This is a genomic window from Bacteroides sp. Phil13 (assembly GCF_001940965.1).
Taxonomy (GTDB): domain Bacteria; phylum Bacteroidota; class Bacteroidia; order Bacteroidales; family Bacteroidaceae; genus Bacteroides; species Bacteroides intestinalis.
Window position 1 is genome coordinate 1 of record NZ_MSHA01000016.1, and the last position, 17,135, is coordinate 17,135.

At 44.2% G+C, this 17,135-nt stretch carries 12 protein-coding genes; 5 read left to right on the top strand and 7 right to left on the bottom strand.

The genetic code is table 11. The features are described 5' to 3' along the window. Positions 1-195 precede the first annotated feature (195 nt). The 5 genes from BWI44_RS02740 to BWI44_RS02760 form a co-directional block, all read right to left on the bottom strand. Entirely contained in the window at positions 196-684 is a 489-nt protein-coding gene (locus BWI44_RS02740) for an HU family DNA-binding protein (RefSeq protein WP_195209623.1), read from the bottom strand. Positions 685-821: 137 nt separating this feature from the next. Then, the gene (locus BWI44_RS02745) at positions 822-1,778 is read right to left on the bottom strand and encodes a DUF4373 domain-containing protein (protein WP_195209622.1); all 957 of its coding nucleotides are present in this window, start codon (positions 1,776-1,778) and stop codon (positions 822-824) included. A 34-nt stretch (positions 1,779-1,812) separates the two neighbouring features. Then, on the bottom strand, positions 1,813-2,118 hold the full coding sequence (locus tag BWI44_RS02750) for a hypothetical protein (protein WP_195209621.1): 306 nt from the start codon (positions 2,116-2,118) through the stop codon (positions 1,813-1,815). 398 nt (positions 2,119-2,516) lie between these two features. Next, complete coding sequence (locus tag BWI44_RS02755) at positions 2,517-2,993, bottom strand: pyridoxamine 5'-phosphate oxidase family protein (protein WP_115502292.1); 477 nt, start codon at positions 2,991-2,993, stop codon at positions 2,517-2,519. Then, on the bottom strand, positions 2,956-3,663 hold the full coding sequence (locus BWI44_RS02760) for a YczE/YyaS/YitT family protein (RefSeq protein WP_117693417.1): 708 nt from the start codon (positions 3,661-3,663) through the stop codon (positions 2,956-2,958). Before BWI44_RS02760 ends, BWI44_RS02755 begins: the two co-directional genes overlap by 38 nt. A gap of 171 nt (positions 3,664-3,834) precedes the next feature. Between BWI44_RS02760 and BWI44_RS02765 the strand changes: the two genes are divergently transcribed. Next, positions 3,835-4,668, top strand: coding sequence for an AraC family transcriptional regulator (locus BWI44_RS02765; protein ID WP_195209620.1), 834 nt, complete (start codon positions 3,835-3,837; stop codon positions 4,666-4,668). Positions 4,669-4,733: 65 nt separating this feature from the next. Here the strand turns inward: BWI44_RS02765 and BWI44_RS02770 are convergent, their stop codons facing one another. Both BWI44_RS02770 and BWI44_RS02775 read right to left on the bottom strand, forming a co-directional pair. Further along, positions 4,734-6,524 (bottom strand): RagB/SusD family nutrient uptake outer membrane protein, encoded by a 1,791-nt coding sequence (locus BWI44_RS02770; protein ID WP_195209619.1) that lies wholly within the window; start codon positions 6,522-6,524, stop codon positions 4,734-4,736. A gap of 20 nt (positions 6,525-6,544) precedes the next feature. After that, positions 6,545-9,664, bottom strand: coding sequence for a SusC/RagA family TonB-linked outer membrane protein (locus BWI44_RS02775; protein ID WP_195209618.1), 3,120 nt, complete (start codon positions 9,662-9,664; stop codon positions 6,545-6,547). Between the two features lie 331 nt (positions 9,665-9,995). On the opposite strand from BWI44_RS02775, the gene BWI44_RS02780 reads away from it, so the two are divergent. The 4 genes from BWI44_RS02780 (at position 9,996) to BWI44_RS02795 (ending at position 17,129) form a co-directional block, all read left to right on the top strand. Then, a complete protein-coding gene (locus BWI44_RS02780) occupies positions 9,996-14,027 on the top strand; it encodes a hybrid sensor histidine kinase/response regulator transcription factor (protein ID WP_286811206.1) in 4,032 nt (1,343 codons plus the stop codon). A gap of 207 nt (positions 14,028-14,234) precedes the next feature. Next, positions 14,235-14,963: a DUF3575 domain-containing protein gene (locus BWI44_RS02785; protein ID WP_195209616.1), complete on the top strand. Its 729-nt coding sequence runs from the start codon at positions 14,235-14,237 to the stop codon at positions 14,961-14,963. Further along, positions 14,960-15,892 carry a DUF5119 domain-containing protein gene (locus BWI44_RS02790; protein ID WP_195209615.1) on the top strand — a complete coding sequence of 311 codons (933 nt, stop codon included), beginning with the start codon at positions 14,960-14,962 and terminating at the stop codon, positions 15,890-15,892. The genes BWI44_RS02785 and BWI44_RS02790 overlap by 4 nt, the downstream gene beginning before the upstream one ends. 25 nt (positions 15,893-15,917) lie before the next feature. Next, positions 15,918-17,129: a fimbrillin family protein gene (locus BWI44_RS02795; RefSeq protein ID WP_138291348.1), complete on the top strand. Its 1,212-nt coding sequence runs from the start codon at positions 15,918-15,920 to the stop codon at positions 17,127-17,129. The last annotated feature ends 6 nt before the right edge of the window (positions 17,130-17,135 follow it).

Consider the following 17,135-nt stretch of genomic DNA (forward strand, 5'->3'; position numbering starts at 1 on the left):
CGTGTTCTTTTTTGGATGATTTCAAGCATGATCCGCCCTGGTGGCGCTACAATGCACCACTATTAAGTTGATACTTCTCATGTGTTTTTGATTGGATAGTTTAGTTGATAAAAATAAGTAACTTACCGGTAAAAAAGGAAATAGTTTAGTTAGTCTGTAATAGTTTAGTTCCGTGTATGTGTTTGCGTTGTATCTTTAACCCAGCGGATCGTCCTCTATGCCCCCGTCACCGCCGGAGTCACCATTATCGTTGCCGCCGGAACCGCCTGCCTGACTTGTTCCGTAGGGAATACATTTCACTCCGGTCACCATCGAGCGGGTAGCTACGGTACGGTCCGGATTCTTGGTGTAGCAAGGCAGGAAGCGCACGGTCATGGTGGCTTGCGCAGCTGATACCTTGTCGGCGCTTTCCACGCCTTTGCCGTTCGACTTCATGGTCATACGAAATGTGCCGAAGCCGTCCAGGGTTACACTTTCCGAGGATTGCAGGTGAGTAGTCAATACCCTCACCAGGTTGTCGATAACATTTTTCGTGTCGCCTTTGGAGAGGGAAGAGTATTCTGCGATCTCTTGGGCAATCTGGTCTGTTGACACGTTGCCTTTCAGCACGACGCGCGGATAGAATAGTTTTTTGCCGTCCTTATTTGCCAATATGGATTGGGCTGTTTTGTAAAGTACTGCCATAATTTAGTAAAGTTTTAAATGTGTTGATAAATAATTTGCTGTTTGTGTCTTAAGCTTAACCACATTGCAAATATAAGCCTTATTACGTGAACTGGAAAATAAAAAAGGCCGTTTTTCTTCATGAATTTCAATCTTCGTTATTCACGTTTCGTGGCTTCCTTTTGTCTGATGCATAAACTCAATAGATACCTTCCGGGCTGCCGTATTTTGCCATGACTTTCCCGCAGATCGAAGAATCCCTTCCATACGGGATGCCCGATAATGCCGAAGTTACTCTTCAGGACAATGACATATTGCTCTTGCGGAGGAATATGAAACTGGCGGAGATTGAAAATAAGACCGTCCGGATTGCGATCCAGACCATCAGCCGGCGGCTGCAAGCGAGCCACGTCTTCATCGGTCCATTCCCTCCGGTGAGGCTTGTCGTTACCGGATGTAGTTTGTATGTAAACGCCGGGAGCTCCCCCGGAAGAAATTAATTCCTCCTCCTCTTCCTCCGCGGACATTTCGTCCGCGTTCTGAGTTCCCCCGCCGGGGGAACTATTGAGGAGGGGTTTTTCTATTCTATGCTGTGCTATTCTATTCTGTGCTATGCTATGTGTACCGGATGTTACATTTTCGGGCTTAATTGTTACACTTTCGCCCTTGGGTGTTGCATTCTCAACTTCAGACTCTGTGCTCTGTTCCGTGAATGAGTCGGGAGCGTCGTCAATAAGATTATACCGCTCTTCTATTGCGGAAGATTTCCGGCGTTTGGTGCTGAAGAGGTATTGTTTTTGTATCTCGCTGCTGGTGAGTATGCCGAACTCGCTGAAGAGTCCGGCATGGAAAATACCGTATTCGGCAGCAAGGGCAAGGATGCGTTTTACGTCACCGGCTGTTTGGTTGTAGAGGCTTGTGGAAATGTCTTCGTAGAAGAGTTCGTCTGCACGGACGTAGTAACCCTCTCCGCCGTAGATGCAGGAGAGGGCGCCAAATAATGTGGCAAGTGAGCCTTCGCCTTCGCGCTTCATAATGCGGCGTACCAGGCGGTTTTGCATGAAGTCTATATCGATGGGGAAATAATCGAGTCCCCGTTTTTTTATTCTACACATGTGTTTGGGTGTTTAGTTTTTAGTGAAAAATGAATTAATCTATGGCTATTTCTCTAAGACTCCTCCGTTTTCGGGCTATACTTTCTCTTACCACTTGGCGGGCGTGGAGAATGAGGGTCATACGGAGATTGTAGTCATTGGTTTCGGTTATCACGGGGTAGCTGCGTGTATCATTTATTATCTGTGTATGATGGTAGCGCTTCCTGCAGGTTGCCTTGCGGCATTCTTTGCAGTAATTATCCGGATTCTGTGTACGTTTGTTGATGTAGAAGGCTTCGATTGGGAGTTTCTTCAGGCAGCATCCGCAGGTGCGGAGAGATTTTTTGTTTTTCTGTTCCATAAATGAGTATGATTTAAATGATTTGACTTAGTTTCTTGGATCTATATATCTGTCGTGCCGGATCTATATATCTGATGTGTTGCATCTCTATGTCCTGTGTGTCGAATCTATATATCCTGTAGATTGGATCTATATGCCTGATATGGAGACTCTCTACTTTTTGGTTTAAAAGATTGGCTTTTCATAATTTGATTGCATTTATTTGTATTTTAAAAACAAAACGATTGTTTTCTCTCTTGCAAATATATTAGATTTTAATATAGCAAACAAATAGTTTTAGATATTAATTTTATAAAAATACGTAAGTGCATGTCAATGAGGTATCAATGTAGTCTGATTTATTTACATTGATAAATTTGGAAGGGGAAAAAGGAATGTTTTGTGTGGTGCAGGGAAGATTATACCTCGCTTGGGCGCAATCCGAATGATCTGCAACTCATCTTCTCGACTTTTACTTCCCACACTTTTACGTTGCGCACGGCAGGTTCACTGTATTTGAATTCATCGCTCGTATATTGTTGCATGATGATGTCGAGTATACGTCGCTTTTCGTCCATGTCTTCGATGAAACGGACGTTTCCGTGGCACATTACGCTACGCGACTTCATGCTGTAGCTACATGCCACCTGTCGGTGCATATATACCAGTTCGTGTCCTTCGCAGAAGGTGATGCAAATGCGCGGGTGGCGTTCTGCCATTGCCACTTTGCCGCCTTCGGGACCGGAATGCAGATAGATGATGCCATCCCGGTAAGCAAAGTTCATGGGGACTACGTAGGGATTACCTTCCGGATCGGTGATACCTACCGTACAGTAAGGACATTTGCGGATGATTGCTTCAATCTCCGCTGCGTCGGTGATTGCGATTGTCTTCATAGGGCTGAATAGGAGTTTTATTCGGTGCAAAGGTAATCATTTTATTCACAAACGCCAGCCGGCGGTTGAAGAAGCGTGCGAAAAGCCCGACAATCAATGCGGCGATGATTGTGCCTTCGCGTACTCCCTCTATGGTTCCGGCTAATAGCAGGGAAGCTGCACAGGCCAGAAGTGCCAGTGTGGTGTCGAAGCCGATTTTGGTAATTCCGAATTCTTTTCCGGTACGCAGGGTGATGGCTTTTACAAAGGCTTCACCGGACAGCATCACTACATTGGCTATCACTTCCATACTCACTCCCAGTCCGAGTATGGCGCAGCCGGTCACCAGTGATAGAATCTGTGAAGCGTATCCCGCAGGGGTGAAACCAGACAGCAGTGCCATCGAACAGTCTATGAAGAAACTGAAAAGTATCGCTATGGGGATTTGCAGAAATTGTTCTTTCCTGAAATCCTTTTTCAGCAGTGCTATTTGTCCGGCTATCAGCACGGCATTCAGCAACAGTGTGAATTGCCCCAGTGTAATGGGGAATTTCAGACTGAGCGTATAGGGAAGGCTCGATATAGGTGAGGAACCCAGATTTGCTTTAATAATCAAACTAATACCGAATGCATTTACAAATAAACCCGCGATGAAAAACAGATAACGGGCTGTTAATTCTCTTTTTGCCATTTTTAATAAATTCCTTCAACAAGTAAAAATTCTCTTTTTAAACTGCTGCAAAGTTACGGCAACTATCTACCGTTTCACGGTTCAAAAATCGAAGCAGGTTGTTCAAAATGTGGGATTTTCTTGTGCCAGAGCTTTTCAGATACTATCTTTGTACTTCAAAAACGGAACTTTATGAGTGAAGAATACCTGTTCCATACCCGTCGCCGGACGGATCTTCTTTCCTATCCCTGCAGGGCGGAGAAAGGAGAATTTCTGTTTTGTCTGCAGGGAGAGGTGCAGATTTACATTAACCAGCAGAAGTATGCGCTGTCTGCCGGAAGTGTGATACTGGTATTTCCCGGGCAGATTACGCTTTATAAAGATGCTACAGAGGATTTGGAACTGACGGTCTTTGCCTTTTCCAGTCAGTTCAGGCATGAGATTTTCTATTCGTTGCCTTCGGATAAAGTGTCTTTTATGCGCGAGCATAATTACAGTTCATTCCAGGGTGAGGAGTGGGACGGAGTGCGAAACCACTATCTGGAACTGTTGCGCCGGAAGTCTGCGGACGATGGGAATGTGTACCAGCGCGAACTGATTGTTTATTGTTGCCGGATGCTGTTTTATGAGATTTGTAATCAGTCCGAAAGACTTTACCGGGAGACGAAACCGAATCATCTGCGCTGGCGGTTGAAGGATCGGTTTATTGCGTTGGTGATAGAATCTTTCAGGGAACAGCGGTCGGTAGATTATTATGCGGATAAACTTTGCGTCACGGGCCGGCATCTAAGTAAGACGATACAACAGACAGTGGGGTGCACAGCGAAGGAATGGATAGACGATTACGTGATACTTGAGCTGAAAGTGACGCTTCACTCTACGGCGCTTTCCATACAGGAGATAGCGAATCAGTTTAATTTTCCGGATCAATCATATTTAGGAAGATACTTCAAGCACCATACGGGGATGTCGCCAACGGCTTACAGGGAGAAAAGGGAAGAACCTTCACCTGCAAATGAGAAATAAAAAAAGAAGGTGTGCTTCACGATAACGAAGCACACCTTTCTGCTATTTATATAAACCTGATAACATTACCAGCCCTCATTCTGCTCTATCACCGCACCTGTATTCGTATCGATTACTGTCTGTGGTATCGGGAACAGGTTCCATTTCGTCACCTTGGCCTTGTCCGACTTGAAGTACCCGCCCCAGAAAGGCTGGTCTGCTATGTACATGGCATGACTGTTGAGGCTCTCGATGCCGTCATTGCCCATGCGGAGCAGAGTTACCCATCTTCTTTCTTCACCGAATAACTCACGTACCCGTTCATCGAGGATGTATTGCAGTGTCATATCGTCTGCCGTAGCCAGTTTTGTACATTGTGCACGGTTTCTCAGCTTGTTGATGTCGGTGGCAGCAGCACCTTTGTCGCCTGCACGCAGGTTGGCTTCGGCACGGAGCAACAAGGTTTCTGCCGAACGGTGTGCATACTGGTCGCAATACATATTAGAGCGGTTACCGCCATCGGCCAGGTCGTCATATCCCCAGTCGTCTATCGGAGCAAGTTTAGTCCAGACGGGGAAGAACTCTGTTATCTTCTGAGTATTATAATCCAGCATTTCGTAAGGAACCGGTTTGCCATACATGCTATGCTTCGTATCCATGCACACAAACTGGCGGCGGATGTTGCAGGGTGCATTGCGTATATCATCTTCGTAATCGCCTTCCCAAACATCACTGATCACATAAGTGGTAGGAGCCATATTAGCCACACCGCGTCCGCCTACGTAGGCCGATACGTTTCCGCCCGGATATATGCTTTCGTCGATATTGCCTGCCCATGGCCCGGCTGCTGCTCCGGCTTCGGCATATTCAGCTTTCCATACCACATCGCGGAGAACGGGAGACATTTCACGCGGATAACCTACGAAGTTGTTTCCGCCATATTCATGATAAACTGTGTAATCGTTCTGCAAGGTCCACAATGCTTCCGTATTTCCTTCAGCGTAGTCATAGTTGCCTTCCTGGAAGAGGTCGAAAAACACATTGCCGTCTTCATAGTAAGCAGCTACACCATTCTTTGTTGTTCCCCCTCCCGGGATGCTGCGTGTACCGAAGCGCTCCGTCATCAACGGATGCAATGCCATCACCTTGTCGGCATATTCGATGGATTTCCGTAGGCATTCGGCGTCATTGCTCTTGATGGTGGCCAGTGCCAGATAGGCTTCGGCCAGAAAATGGTAAGCGACTCCCTTTGACACGCGCCCGGCTTCGGATGGATAATCGGGCAGTGCCGCAGCGGCAGCTTCCAGATCGGTAATAGCGAAGTTATACGTCTCTTCGCGGCTGGAACGTACAAAGTCCAGTTTCAATGTCTGATAGAATTGATCTACCAGAGGCACTCCGCCAAACAATTCACCCATTGTCAGGTATCCATAACCACGGAAAAACATGATTTCACCGTAGGCCTCATTGCGCTGTGCCTCGCTTTCCCAAGGCAGACCTTCCTTATTATAACCTTCCAGTGACTGGTTGGCATAGTTCACCATCTGGAACATGGCATCATAAATCTTGTTGGAATTGCTGTTGGTGCTCGACCAGTTGGCAAAGTTACAGTAACCATTGCCCGTACTGCGGAAGTAAGGAGTATCCAGCACATCGGTGCCCAGTCCTTTCAGAAAATAATCTTGTTGATACCAGTAGCGAATGTGGATGTACAAGTTAGTGATACAAGCTTTCACCTGGTCAATCGTTTCGTACGAGTTGTCGGTGGTGTAGATTGTTTTGGGCTTTTCCGTCAGGAAGCCTTCATCGTCACAAGACGTCGTTATGCCGAGCATGGAAGCCGCGGCAGCTATGAATATATATTTTTTTGTTTTCATCTTTAGTGTTTTTAATAGAGTTAGAACGTTAAATTCAGACCAAACGAAACGGTACGCGACAACGGGTATCCGTAAGTGTAACCGCTACCCAGTGTTTGTTGAACTTCAGGATCGCCACCTTCCCATCCGGAGATGGTGAAAAGGTTCTTGCAAGCCATGTAAACCTTCAGATTCCCGATACCTGCTTTCTGTACCCAAGGCTGGCGGAAAGTATAGGACAGACTGAGGTCTTGCAGACGCACGAAGCCATATCCTTGTAGCGGAGTGTAGCGTCCGTCGGTGTAGTTGATACGCGGATATTTGTTACTCTTGTTTTCGGGAGTCCACCAGCCGTGGTTGAAGTTATTGTCGCCCTGTACGTCGGAAGAAGTACGGAAAGCGTAGTAGTTTACAGCCTGTCCGTAGCCGTTTCCACCGAAGATGCCGGTGAACAACATATAAAGTTCGAAGTCCTTGTAGCGGAATGTATTGCCGAAGCTCATGCGGAAGTTTTCTTTCTTGTATCCCAGGATGGTACGGTCGTCGGCTGTAATTTTACCGTCTTCGCTACCGTCCAGGTTGGCAAACTTCACGTCACCCGGTTCTGCACCGTTGGCTGCGATGTATTCGGTATCATCTTCTTGTACGATGCCGATATTTTTGTAGCCATAGATGGCACCCAGCGATTTGCCCAAGAAGAGAGAGTTCGTAATATCATCCTGTCCGTCACCGTAGAGTTCCTTCAGCTTGTTGCGGTTCATATAGAAAGTCAGTGTGGAACCCCAGTTGAAGTCCTTTGTCTGGATGTTGGTGGTATTCAAGTTGACTTCGATACCCCAGTTGTCTACGCGTCCCATGGTAGCTTTCATACTGGTCAGACCGTTGATCATTACCGGGATGTTACGGTTAAATATCTGATTGGTAGTCTTGGAGAAGTATCCATCGAATTCCAGGTGGATACGGTTGTCGAGTACACCCAGGTCGAAGCCATAGTTGAATGATTCGGTTTCTTCCCATCCCAGGTCGGTGTTACCCATAGAGGTGATGCGTTGTCCCCAGCTCACTAATGAAGTGTTACCGAATGAATAGCTGTAACCGCCCGATTGCCCCAGGGTAATTTTTGAAAGGGTTTCGTAAGGAGAAAGGCTTTGATTGCCGTTCTTACCCCAGGATGCTTTCAGTTTCAGGTAGCTGATGGCTTTGATGTTCTTCATGAATTCCTCGTTGGAGGCAGTCCATGCCACACCTACTGCGGGGAATGTACCCCATTTGTTGTTGGCACCGAATACGCTGGAACCATCACGTCGTACGGATACGCTCAGGTGGTACGTGTCGTTGTAGTTATAGTTGGCACGGCCCAGATAACCCACGTTGGTGTGGCGTGTATAGCTCAGACCGTTGATCTTCTGTGTGGTTGCCAGGTTCAGTCCGTCGTAACTGAGGTTGGTGTTACCCAGTGCGGCAAAGTCAGAACCGTCGAAGCGGCGGTAGCTGTATTCGTAAGAGTCACGCGTATATACGTAAGTCAGGTCTACATAGTGCTTGCCGAACTGGCGTTGCCAGTTGATAATATTATCTAATACCCATGATGTATTCTTTGTACGTGCACTGTAGCCATTGGCTGAAGCCAGATAGTCGGATACCGCAGATTCGGAATAGCGGTCATCGCCCGTACCTTCTTTCACATAATATCCTTCGTGCGTGAAGTAGTCTCGTTCGATGTTTTCGATGGAGTAACTACCATTGAGGCGATAGGTTAATCCTTCTATCCAGGGGCATTTCACCAGTGCGTGTCCCTTCATAGAAACGGTGGAGTAGGTGTCGTGGTCATCAATGGTACCGCTTTCCACATTCCACAACGGGTTGATGCGATAGATACCTTCGTTCACCGGGAATTTTTCCACTCCACCACCGTCGGCACGTTCGGTACGGCCGTAAGGGCTCAGGCGGATGGCCTGATACAAATCGTATACGCTGGGACCGGAATAGTCGTTGTAGGCATAGTTCACTTGTCCGCCCACTTGCAACCAGTTGGTGATGTCCGTTTGGATACGTGCGGTCAATACGGTGCGGTCATAATCGTCACCTTTTACCACGCCTTCCTGGTCGGTATAAGTACCTGAGAGGTAGTAATTCATCTTTTCCGTGGCTCCCGAAACGGATGCTGAATAGTTTTGCATGATTCCGGTACGCGTGGAGTAGTCAAACCAGTCGATGGTATTTCCATTTTTATAGTTCTCGTATTCGTACTCGCGCATCCATGTAGGATCGGCATCCTCTGCCAGACCACTCAACAGGTTTACTTTCTTTACATAGTCTTCGGGACTTAACAAGTCCGGTTTTGCTGCTGCTGTAGAGAAAGCCCAGGAAGTGTTGACGTTGATGACGGGCTTACCCAACTTACCTTTCTTGGTAGTGATCATAATTACACCATTGGCAGCTTGCGAACCGTAGGCGGCGAGTGAAGTAGCATCTTTCAGGATACTCATGCTTTCGATAGTCGTCGGATCGATGTCGCGGAAGCTTCCCATATAGATCACACCGTCCATTACGATCAGCGGAGTAGAACCACCATTTACCGATTTCTGGCCACGAACCTGCAATGAAGGTGCCTGTCCGGCTCCTTGTTGCTGTGATACCGTGATACCGGTAGCCGTACCACGCAGAATGTCCATTGCGTTGGAAGTGGGCATCAGTGCCAACGGAGTTTCCGAGGCTTTTACGGTAGAAACCGAACCTGTAAAGTTCTTGCGTTTGGTAGTACCATAACCTACCACTACTACTTCATCCAGCATTTCGGCGTCTTCTTTCATCTGTATGTCCATTACCTTTCCGGCAACAACAGGTAATTCCTGTGTCTGATAACCGATGTACGAAATCACTAATGTTGCATTGGGAGTGACACTTAGAGTGAATTTACCATCCAAATCAGTGATTGTGCCGTTCGATGTGCCTTTTTCCAATACGCTGGCACCGATAATGGCTTCTCCTGTTGCATCCTTGATAATACCTGTGACGGTTTGTTTCTGTTGCTGAACTGCATGTACGGAAGTTACACTGTCTTCAGCCATTACTGCGAGGGGCTGAGCTGCGATGAAACCAGTGCAAAGCAGTAAGGCTGTGAGGGCCTTCCGGTTTCTTTTGAACGAGTTTTCTTTCATCGTTTTTCTTTTTTTATTAGACTAAATAAGGTGATTGAATTAGTAATCCGGATAAATCGGCTCCCTCAATGAGAGGCCGGTTACCTAAAAAACTTGGAGAATTTCTTCTTTTCATTAATATTAGATTTTTTAGTTTTTATACTTTTGTCATTGCAAAATTAGATGCTAAATGGAAAGCCATAGATAGAAAAATAGGCAAGTAGAATACAAAAATCGTTCAAGACGAATTATTGGTTGGTTTATGTTGAATTTTTAGTGCATCTTTGGGACTACTTCGTAAGGAACTATATACAGGTTCCAGGCTATTACTTTTAAAATAAAACAGATTCAAATGAAGAACACTCTGCTATTTCTGGGGCTGATTATTCTTTTGGTTGCAAAATCAGAAGCACAACCCTATACGATTAAAAGACTGGGGGTAGAAGACGGGCTGTCCAGTAATTACGTGGTGGGGATTACCCAGGATAAACAAGGATGCATGTGGTTTGCCACCGAGGGCGGGCTGAATAAATTCGATGGCAGGCAGTTTACGGTTTATAAAAAATATACCTCGAAGCTGAGTGCCAATGAACTGAACTGTGTGTGTGCCGATCCGCGCGACAATAAAGTGTGGATAGGTACCCAACGTGAAGGCCTGTGTGTGTTCGATTGTGATGCGGATACGTTCACTGTATACAGGGCGGGAGATGGCACTATTGCAACCAATGATATTACCAATATCATCCCTTCCTTCGACAAAAAAGGGTTGTGGATTACCACCTATCATGTAGGTATCCATTATTATGATATCGAAACCGGGAAATTCACTCATTACTATGAACACAATGTGAAAGGACTGGGTGGATTGAAAAACTATATAGCCTGTGATGATGGTCGGGGAAATCTGTATGTCGGGCATGATGGCAAGGGGATGAGTGTCATTTCATTAAAGGATCATACAATAAAAAGGTATCAGCACATTTCCGATGATCCGGATAGCCTTCCGGGAGGACTTGTCGTTGCCTTGTGTGTAGATGAACAAAGAAATATATGGGTAGGTACGAATAAAGGACTCTCCATCTTTAATCCTGCAACCGAAAAGTTCACCACTTTCAGGCATATTCCGGGCGATGAGAACTCGTTGCTTTCCAATCAGGTGCTGGATATAAAACAGATGAGGGATGGACGGTTGTGGATCTGCACCAATATGGGTGGTGTCAGTATACTCGATATGCAACAGAATGCATTTACTTCACCAACCCATATACATTTTCAGAATATACCTGCTACCAATGATGTGCACGGCCTGTCGGGACCTAATGCCAGATGTGCTTTTCAAGATAGCTTCGGGAATATCTGGCTGGGGAATTACCGGGGAGGAGTCGATTTTATAAGTTATGCACAGCCCATTTTTAATATGTTGCCCTACACAGTGGAAAGAGACGGTAAACAGAGTAGTAAACAAGTTTGGGGATTATTTGCAAAAGATGATAAAGTGTTGGTTGGGGGCGAAGGTGAGTTTGCTGTTTTTCAGAAGAATAAGCTGATAGATACTTTCTTATTGCGTTCTTATCAGACTCAATCCAATACTCATATTAATGTTGTGTACAAAGATTCTCAGGACCGGTTGTGGATGGGGACTTATCTGAACGGTATTCTTCTGTATGATCTGCAAAACAAGAAAATGATCCGTATCGGTAAAACGTCTCACGAGGAAACCCTGAATGTTCATTGTTTCTATGAAGATAAAAACGGGAGTATCTGGGTTGGGACGGAAAGCGGACTTTATATCTATGAAAACGGAAAGCTGGAAGTGGCAGGTTTCATTCAAAGTCAGCTGCCGGATACAAAGATACATGGTATCTTGAGGGATAAAGAAGATAAACTGTGGATAGGAACATTCGGCAAAGGTGTTTCGGTATTCGATCCGAACAATAAGCTTATATATAATTTCGTAGTTGAAAATGGTTTCTGTTCGAATGCCGTCAACCATATGATGCAGGATTCCCGACAAAGGATATTAGTTGCTACGCGTGAGGGAGTGGCACTTTTCCATGATACGGCCAATCCGGAGAAGTACGAAGTCTTTAAAGAACGGAATGGCTTGGAAAACAGTCAGGTGCGTGCTATTACTGAGGATAAGCTTCATCAAATATGGATCAGTACGAATGGTGGAGTCTCCCGGCTGGATGAGGCGAAGAAGGTGTTTTATAATTATAGCCATCACGACGGAGTACCTATGGGTGATTTTATGAATGGATCTACCTGCATGACTTCTGATGGCACCATGTATTTTGGTTCACAGAATGGTGCGTGTTATTTTAATCCCAAGGATATTCCTACTAACCGTGAGGTATCTTCTATTGTCATTACCCGTTTTTGTACGTATCACCGTATGAAAGAGAGTCATGACGAGGAATTGCCGATGCCTATTGCCGATGGGGAGATAAATTTACCGTATAATCAGAATACATTCAAGATATCTTTCAATGTGCTGGACTATACCCAAAGCCCGCAAGTAGAATTTACTTATATGCTGGAGGGGTTAGAAAAAGCCTGGTATAACACGCAAGGAGAGAATCAGGTAACTTTTCGTAATATTTCTCCCGGTACGTATGTCTTTAAAGTAAAGACACGTATCCGCAACCAGGAATGGGATGAGAAAGAGGCTTCGCTGGTGATTCATATACAGCCACCGTTCTGGCTCACATGGTATGCCAAACTGGTTTACGTATTGCTCTTTGTCCTGGCTCTCTATGGATTACTTCATTTCTATAAGCATAAGATAGACTTGGAAAGTTCATTGGATTTGGAACGCAGAAAAAGTCAGAATGACTTGGAGCTGAACAATGAAAGGCTGCGTTTCTATACCAATATCACGCACGAGTTGCGTACACCGCTGACACTGATTTTGGGGCCATTGGAAGATCTGCTGAGTGACGGTACCCTGTCTCCCAAGCATGCCAATAAGATCAGTATCATTCACGATAGTGCTACCCGCCTGCTGAATCTAATCAATCGTATTCTGGAGTTCCGTAAAACAGAGACTCAAAATCGGAAACTGGCAGTGGCAAAGGGAAATTTGGCGCAACTGGTACAGGAAATCGGGCTGCGTTATAAAGAGCTGAATCCCAACAATAAGGTGGCTTACCATATTCATATTGAAACCGAAGATGCCGAGCTGTTCTATGATGCGGATATGGTCACTATCATATTGGATAATCTATTGAGTAATGCCGTCAAATATACTTCGGAAGGAGAGATAACACTGACCTTACGTTCGGTAGAGGAAATGCAGATAAAATATACGGAAATCAGTGTGAAAGATACCGGGCATGGTATCGATCCGGAAGCATTACCGCATATCTTCGACCGTTATTATCAGGCTAAAAGTAAGTTTCAGGCATCAGGTTCAGGTATTGGTCTGGCACTGGTGAAAGGACTTACCGATTTGCACGAAGGTATGCTGAAGGTGGAAAGTACACCAGAAGTGGGAACCACATTTATCTTGCGTTTGTTGACGGAGAATACTTATCCTAATGCAATTCATGTAGAAACTAAAACAAAGAAATTATCTATTTTAACAGAGGATGTGGCTGGGGGAGATCTGTCTTTAGATGGGTGTCCTATTGTATTGGTAGTGGAGGATAATCCTGATATTCGTGAGTATATAAGGAGCTCGTTTGCTGAAATTTATGAGGTGATTACAGCCAAGGACGGACAAGAAGGATGGGAATTGGCACAAACAAGGATTCCGAATGTTATAGTTTCGGACATTATGATGCCGATTATGGATGGAGTCGAACTTTGTAAGAGAGTAAAAGAGGATATGCGTACCAGTCATATTCCGGTTATCCTACTGACGGCCAAGGACTCTTTGCATGACAAGGAGGAAGGTTATGCATCGGGTGCAGATTCTTATTTGACGAAGCCGTTCAGTGCCAAACTTTTGCACAACTGTATCAATAATTTATTGGAAATACGTAAAAAGATTGCTTCACAACTGTTATTGGGTGATGTGAAACCTGTGCGGGAGCAAGCAGAGAATTCACTGAACAGGCTGGACAATGAGTTCATGCAAAGAATAACACAGATCATCGAGGAGAATATAGAGATGGAGAAGATGGACGTGGCTTTCATTGCAGATAAGATGTGTATGAGCCACTCTACGCTTTATCGAAAAATTAAAGGTTTGGCGGATATGTCGGCCAATGAATTTATCCGTAAAGTAAAGATGCGAAAAAGCGTAGAAATGTTAGTATCCGGTGAATATACGATTTCTGAAATTTCCTATATGACAGGATTCAGTAGTGTAGCTTATTTCCGGCAATGTTTTAAGAATGAGTACGGGGTGTCACCTTCCGGTTATATGAAACAAAAATAATGAGGATGTCACAGTGGTGGCAAGATGTGGTCTTATGATATTGTAAGATTAGTAGTGTAATATTAATGAGGAGACATGCGTTTAATTATTATTCAATTGATTTGTTATATTTTAAGTTAAAAATATTGTGTATAACATGTTGGCTAAATATTTTTGCGCGAAAATATATAAAATAAGACTAAATAGCATATTTCGTATATTGTATTTATGAAAAAGGCAATTGTCATATATCATTTAATACTTTTTTGGGTAATTACCTTGTCAGCGCAGGATTCGAGTGTGCATTGCAACACTTTTTATACACAGACATTTCAACAGGGGCTCTCTACTATTGATACCCACTTTGATGCTCATAGTGTTGTTCCTGTTGTGGAGGAAGAAATAGAGAAAGATAAGGAGCGCGCCATTCTATTGAAAACCAATCTGCTTTATGATGCTGTGGCTGTACCTAATGTTGGTTTAGAGGTATCTCTGAACGCTATATGGTCATTAGGGATTAATTGGGTGTATGCATGGTGGAGCAACGATACGAAACATCGTTTCATTAGAACGTATGGTGGCGACGTGGAGTTACGTAGATGGATTTTACCAAATCGGAAAAACCGTACCTTAATGTGTGGGCATCACATAGGAATTTATGGGCAATTGCTGACATATGATATTGAATGGGGGGGAGTTGGTTATTTAGGTGACCGTTGGAGCTGGGCAGTTGGTCTGTCTTACGGGTATTCTTTACCAATAGGAACACAGTTCAACATTGACTTTACATTGGGTGTGGGATACATGAAAGGAGATTACATGAAATATCACCCCAAAGATGGTTGTTATGTGTGGGATTCCACACATAACCGGAAATGGTTTGGCCCTACAAAAGCTGAAGTATCTTTAGTGTGGTATATGGGGGGGCGCTATACAAGGAAAGGAGGAGAGAGATGATACACGTTGTGGGAAAACTGGGGATAGTACTTCTTCTTTCGTTGTTGGTTCAATCATGTGAACATAAGGAACTTTGTTATGATCATGCACATGTGGTGGACCTTGATATTGTATTCGACTGGTCAGAGGCTCCTTACGCTAAACCTCGAACGATGGTGATACAATTTTTTCGAATGGATGGAAGTTATTATGCTACACGTGAATTAGCTTCGCCTGCTGGTGGAAAAATTCGTATTGAAGCAGACAAATATAAAGTATTGTTTCATAATGGTGAAATGGAATTCGTAGGTGAGATAGGTGATACTTACGCTACTTACGAACTCACGACAAAACCGCAATCTATTCTTGCTCCGATGGGACGGAGCGAATTAAATGCGTTACCTCCCGAAGCGACGGCAAACCAGCCGGTACGTAACATTCCAGAGATAGTATGGGGAGGTAAACTTGAATATGTGGACATACAGGAGGGAAAGGATGATCAGTCTGTAACATTAGTTCCTAGGGAGATAACCACGGAGTATACGATAGAGGTGCTTAATGTGGAAAATATGAGTCCCGAATTAGATGTCAGTGGTGCTTTGTCCAGTATGGCTGAATGTTGGCGGATAGAGGCAAATAAGCCATCAGGTATGTTGGTAACGATGCCGTTTGAGCTACAGCGTTGTTATGATGAAAAAAAACTTATCGCTCGGTTTGCGTCGTTTGGGCATTGTCCTGACAGCGAAGATAAACACACATTTTTTATATACACATCTAATCAGACATACTATGATTTTGATGTGACCAATCAGATACATGATAAGTCTTCAGGATTGAAGCATATTCACATTGTGATTGATGGTTTGAAACTTCCATCTGCTGAAGGGGGAATGTCACCGTCAATTGATGGATGGAACGATGTAGAGGATAATGATATTGAAATGAATTAATAAGAAGTTATAACAAGTTACTATTATGAAAAAGGATGTAAAGCTTTTAGGGATGGCGGCAATGTTCTTTATGACATTTGCCTCCTGTACAAATGATGAATTGAGAGAATGTTATCAAGGAGAAGAAATTTCATTTACTACTCGAGTCACACGTGCGGTAGAAATGAAAAAAGAGAACCTAACAGAGTTTAAAGTATATGGTCTCGGACAAGGGAGTAATAGTTTTTTTATAAACGGACAAACGGCAAAGAAAGGTGATAATAACATCTTTAATTTGGAACAAAGTGCTTTTTGGCCTACAGGAGAGCCGACAGTTAAATATTGGGCTTATGCTCCTACGGATATTACAGCCGATGTTAGTATGTCAGCCGGTTCTCAAATATTTAATAATTTTATACCGGGTGATAACATAGAGACGCAGAAAGATCTTGTTGTTGCTTATACCACTGTTAAAATGGAGGACGCAGCTAAAGCTGTCCCTTTACAATTTCATCATGCTCTGTCACAAGTTGAAATAAAAGCCCACTGTCCTAGTATAGATAAACAAGTCTATATTAAAGGTGCGTGGATAGTTAATGTAAACACAATAGGGAAATTACAATTTTCTACTGCTGCGGCTGCAATGAATTACATAGAATGGACTTCTGGTACGCCTGGGAAGTATGGTATTTCTCTAGATGCGACCCAACTTGGCAGTAAAAAAGAGTCAGCTACGCCTTTGTTAGCAGGCAAAACAAATATGCTGTTGGTGCCACAAACGGTGAAAGGGTATGATTTTGAAGCAGGATCCGGTGCATATATCTTATTGCTTTGTCGTGTGGAAACACACCATGATGGGCAAATTGAAAATGACCCGGAAGGAGGGAGCAGTCAAAGTGGTCCGATTTATAATGATGTTCCTAAAAATAAGCATATTCATCAACTTTTCCCCATTACAAAGGAGTATAATTCAAATGCCTATGGATATACTTGTGTAGCAGTTGATTTTGATTGGAAGTCTGGCAAGAAATATGTATACAATCTTGATTTCTGTGGTCATACAAGTGGTGCAGGTGTTTATCCTCCTGAGAACTTACCGGAGGGATTACCGGAAGGTGATGACATAATTGAAAAACCTGGCGATAAGGATCCTGGAGACCCGGTACTTGACAATCCGATTCGCTTTACGGTGGATGTAGATTCGTGGAGTTCGGGCCATGATGATGGATTAGAAGAGGAGGAAGTAGAAGTAAAGTAACCCAAC

Bases quoted from the DNA above. Each gene is read 5' to 3' on its own strand.
- BWI44_RS02760 (WP_117693417.1), bottom strand. From the start codon at position 3,663: ATGGCAAAAAGAGAATTAACAGCCCGTTATCTGTTTTTCATCGCGGGT.
- BWI44_RS02765 (WP_195209620.1), top strand. From the start codon at position 3,835: ATGAGTGAAGAATACCTGTTCCATACCCGTCGCCGGACGGATCTTCTT.
- BWI44_RS02755 (WP_115502292.1), bottom strand. From the start codon at position 2,993: ATGAAGACAATCGCAATCACCGACGCAGCGGAGATTGAAGCAATCATC.
- BWI44_RS02780 (WP_286811206.1), top strand. From the start codon at position 9,996: ATGAAGAACACTCTGCTATTTCTGGGGCTGATTATTCTTTTGGTTGCA.
- BWI44_RS02740 (WP_195209623.1), bottom strand. From the start codon at position 684: ATGGCAGTACTTTACAAAACAGCCCAATCCATATTGGCAAATAAGGAC.
- BWI44_RS02795 (WP_138291348.1), top strand. From the start codon at position 15,918: ATGAAAAAGGATGTAAAGCTTTTAGGGATGGCGGCAATGTTCTTTATG.
- BWI44_RS02745 (WP_195209622.1), bottom strand. From the start codon at position 1,778: ATGTGTAGAATAAAAAAACGGGGACTCGATTATTTCCCCATCGATATA.
- BWI44_RS02750 (WP_195209621.1), bottom strand. From the start codon at position 2,118: ATGGAACAGAAAAACAAAAAATCTCTCCGCACCTGCGGATGCTGCCTG.
- BWI44_RS02790 (WP_195209615.1), top strand. From the start codon at position 14,960: ATGATACACGTTGTGGGAAAACTGGGGATAGTACTTCTTCTTTCGTTG.
- BWI44_RS02770 (WP_195209619.1), bottom strand. From the start codon at position 6,524: ATGAAAACAAAAAAATATATATTCATAGCTGCCGCGGCTTCCATGCTC.
- BWI44_RS02775 (WP_195209618.1), bottom strand. From the start codon at position 9,664: ATGAAAGAAAACTCGTTCAAAAGAAACCGGAAGGCCCTCACAGCCTTA.
- BWI44_RS02785 (WP_195209616.1), top strand. From the start codon at position 14,235: ATGAAAAAGGCAATTGTCATATATCATTTAATACTTTTTTGGGTAATT.